The organism is Stenotrophomonas sp. 3diitr2024 (genome assembly GCF_042136455.1).
In the GTDB taxonomy this organism is placed as follows: Bacteria; Pseudomonadota; Gammaproteobacteria; order Xanthomonadales; family Xanthomonadaceae; genus Stenotrophomonas; species Stenotrophomonas sepilia.
On record NZ_JBHHMJ010000182.1, the window covers coordinates 1 to 3,660 of the forward strand.

3 protein-coding genes are annotated in these 3,660 nt (G+C 68.6%); 1 reads left to right on the forward strand and 2 read right to left on the reverse strand.

Translation table 11 applies throughout. From position 1 onward, the window contains the following. Together ABGA94_RS04310 and ABGA94_RS04315 are read right to left on the reverse strand one after the other, a co-directional pair. Window positions 1-1,255: ATP-binding protein (locus ABGA94_RS04310; protein ID WP_375366490.1), on the reverse strand; the 1,255-nt coding region annotated here is incomplete at its 3' end. Beyond that, on the reverse strand, window positions 1,252-1,989 hold the full coding sequence (locus ABGA94_RS04315; protein WP_005418539.1) for a response regulator transcription factor: 738 nt from the start codon (window positions 1,987-1,989) through the stop codon (window positions 1,252-1,254). The genes ABGA94_RS04315 and ABGA94_RS04310, both read right to left, overlap by 4 nt. Before the next feature lie 180 nt (window positions 1,990-2,169). Between ABGA94_RS04315 and ABGA94_RS04320 the strand changes: the two genes are divergently transcribed. Beyond that, window positions 2,170-3,456, forward strand: a complete 1,287-nt coding sequence (locus ABGA94_RS04320) for an O-acetylhomoserine aminocarboxypropyltransferase/cysteine synthase family protein (protein WP_053500794.1) — start codon at window positions 2,170-2,172, stop codon at window positions 3,454-3,456. Window positions 3,457-3,660 lie beyond the last annotated feature (204 nt).

Sequence of the window (3,660 nt, forward strand, 5' to 3'; positions counted from 1 at the left end):
GTGCGCCGCCGAGGGCGGCGCGACCGATGCGCAGTTCGCCGTGGTGGCGTGCGGCAATGCGGCCGACGATCGCCAGGCCCAGGCCGAAGCCGCCGGTGTCGCGGCTGCGGCTGTCATCCAGGCGGGTGAACGGGCGGACCACCTTTTCGCGGTCAGCCTCGGCGATGCCGGGGCCGTCGTCGTCCACGCGCAGGCAGGCGCGCCCGCCCACACTCACCAGCGACACGTCCACCTGCGAGCGCGCGTGGCGCAGGGCATTGCCGACCAGATTGCTCAGCGCCAGCTGCAGCAGGCGCGGTTCCGCGTCCAGCCGAGGCAGGGCGCTGGGCTGCACGCGCAGCACCAGGCCGGCACGTTCGGCATCGCGGCGGGCATCGGCCAGGCAGGCCTGCAGCCAGTCGTTGGCTTCGATCCGCTGCATCGGTTCGCCCTCGCTGGGATGCTCCAGCCGTTCGTAGGCCAGCAGTTCGCTGACCAGCCGGTTGAGCTCGGCCAGGTCGCCATGCAGGCCCTGCGCCAGTCGTTCGCGGCGCTCGCGGTCATCGCTGTCCTGCATCAGGTCCAGGCCGAAGGCCACGCGCGCGATCGGCGTACGCAGCTCGTGCGAGATCGCATGGGTCAGGTCGCGCTGGCGCTGTACCAGTTCGGCCACGCGCGCGGCCATGCGGTTGGAATGGTCGACGATGACCCGGATCTGCGAGCGTGGCGAGACCTGCGCGCGTGCCTGCAGATCGCCGGCGCCGATGCGGTCGGCATGCACGCGCAGGGCGTCCAGATCGCGCCAGAGCAGGCGTACCCAGGCGTACAGGCTGGCGCCGACCAGCAGCAGGATGCTGAGGTAGGCCGCGATGGTCATGTACGTGGTCATCTGCACCGCGCCAGGCACGCGCAGGTGCAACCAGCGACCATCGATGCCTTCGATGGGCAGCAGGACCTGCTGGTACTGATCGCGCACGATGAAGCCATCGGCCTGCAAGGCTGCCTGTTCCTGCGGGGCCAGCGCGGGAGGCGTGTCGAGCAGGGTCAATGCGATGCCATAGTGCGGTTGCCACTGCTGCAGGCGCTCACGCTGCTGGCTACCGTCCAGGCCGGCCAGGCCGCTGCGCAGGGCGTACACCTGCCCGCGCACCTGCTGGACGAAAACGCGATCCTGCACGGGCGTATAGATGCTGTCGAGCACCCGGTTGAGAAAGAACACCGAGGCCAGGAAACAGGCGCCGGTGATGAACCACAGCCACAGGAACAGCCGCTTCATGCCGTCCAGGCCGACGGATTGAACTGGTAGCCGCGGCCCCACACGGTCTTGATCCGCCGCGGCTCGCGCGCATCGTCGCCGAGCTTGCGACGCAGCTTGCCGATGCAGACGTCAACGCTGCGGTCCAGGCCGTCGAAGCCGATACCGCGCACCGCCTGCAGGATCTGGTCACGGGACAGGATCTGCCCCGGCTGGCTGGCCAGCAGCCACAGGATCTCGAATTCGGTGGTGCCCACGTCCACCGTGGCACCGTGCAGGTGTACCTCACGCTGCATGCGGTCGATCAGCAGTTCACCGTGCATCAGCCGGCTGGGCGTGCCGGTGTTGCTGCTGCCGTGGCGGCGGCGCAGCAGGGCGCGCAGGCGGGCCAGAAGCAGGCGTGGTTCGATGGGCTTGTGCACATAGTCGTCGGCGCCCGATTCCAGGCCCAGCACCTGTTCGATGTCGTCCTCGCAGGCGGTCAGCATCAGGATCGGCACATCGGAGAAGCTGCGGATCTGGCGGCACACGTCGATGCCGCCCAGGCCGGGCAGCATCAGGTCCAGCACCACCAGCTCCGGCGCGTGCTGGCGGCAGGCGGCGCCGGCCAGGTCGCCGCGTGCGATGTGCTGCACAGCGAAGCCATGCTGGTGGAGGTAGTCGCTCACCAGTTCGGCCAGGCGACGGTCGTCCTCTACCAGCATGACCGACGTAGGCGAACTGCTGGTGGTGGGATGCCAGGGCGATGGCTGCATGGGTGGGGCCTCCGTGCCCGGGCAGCAGCGCCCGGCGGCGCAGCCTAGCAGCGCCCCATGACGACTGCCTGAATCGCGGCCAACCTGATAACCGCCGGTACGGGCGTCATCGCCAGTGGCTTTCAGTGGCGGGCGCGGGCTGGCCTATGGTGGCGGTTTCCCCGGATGGAGCCTGGTGCAATGAGCGAACCGCAGTGGCAACTGGAAACCCTGGCCGTGCACGGCGGCTACCGTCCCGACCCGACCACCCGCGCGGTGGCGGTGCCGATCTACCAGACCGTGGCGTATGCCTTCGATGACACCCAGCACGGCGCCGATCTGTTCGACCTGAAGGTGCCCGGCAATATCTACACCCGCATCATGAACCCTACCACCGACGTGCTGGAGCAACGCCTGGCCGCACTGGAAGGTGGCATCGGTGCGCTGGCGCTGGCCTCGGGGCAGGCCGCGATCACCTATGCCCTCCAGACCATCGCCGAGGCCGGTGACAACATCGTCGCCTCCAGCGCGCTGTATGGCGGCAGCCTCAACCTGCTGGCACACACGCTGCCGCAGTATGCCATCCAGGCGCGCTTCGCCGACCCGGCCGATCCTTCTGCGTTCGCCGCGCTGATCGACGAGCGCACCAAGGCGGTGTTCGTCGAATCGATCGGCAACCCGCGCGGCAACGTCACCGACATCGCCGCCATTGCCGAGGTCGCGCATGCCGCGGGTGTGCCGCTGATCGTCGACAACACCGTGGCCACGCCGTTCCTGCTGCGCCCGTTCGAGCACGGTGCCGACATCGTCGTGCACTCGCTGACCAAGTACCTGGGTGGCCACGGCAACAGCCTCGGCGGTGCCATCATCGACTCCGGCCGCTTCGACTGGGCGGCGCAGCCGAAGCGTTTCGCCCGCCTCAACCAACCCGACCCCAGTTACCACGGCGTGGTCTATACCGAAGCACTGGGGCCGGCGGCCTACATCGGCCGCGCGCGGGTGGTCCCGCTGCGCAATACCGGTGCCGCGTTGTCGCCGTTCAATGCGTTCCTGATCCTGCAGGGCATTGAGACCCTGGCCCTGCGCATGGAGCGCATCAACGCCAATGCACTGGCCGTCGCGCAGTTCCTGAAGGCGCACGACAAGGTCGCCTGGGTGCGCTACGCGGGATTGGCCGACGATCCCGAGCATGCCGCCGCGCAGCGCTATCTGGGTGGGCACGGCTCGGGCGTACTGACCTTCGGCCTGCCCGGCGGCCGTGAAGCCGGCGCGCGCTTCCTCGATGCCCTGAAGCTGTTCACCCGCCTGGTCAACCTGGGTGATGCGAAGTCACTGGCCACCCATCCGGCCTCGACCACCCATCGCCAGCTGGATGCCGCGGAGCTGGCCAAGGCCGGCGTCAGCGAGGACACCGTGCGGCTGTCGATCGGCATCGAACACATCGGCGACCTGCGCGCCGACCTGGAGCAGGCCCTGGCCGCCGCCTGATAGCCACGCGCTTGGTCGTCATCGCCACAGGCGATCACCGCCGGCCACGCGATGCGCTAGGGTGGAACTGCCTCTCCAAGGCGTGGCAATGTGGCGATCCAGATCCCCGGTCGATGCGGGTCGACCGGGGATTTTTTTGTTTCCGGGGTCAGATCCGTTTTCCTGTGGAGAACGGATCTGACCCCATGTGCCGACGGTCGGCAT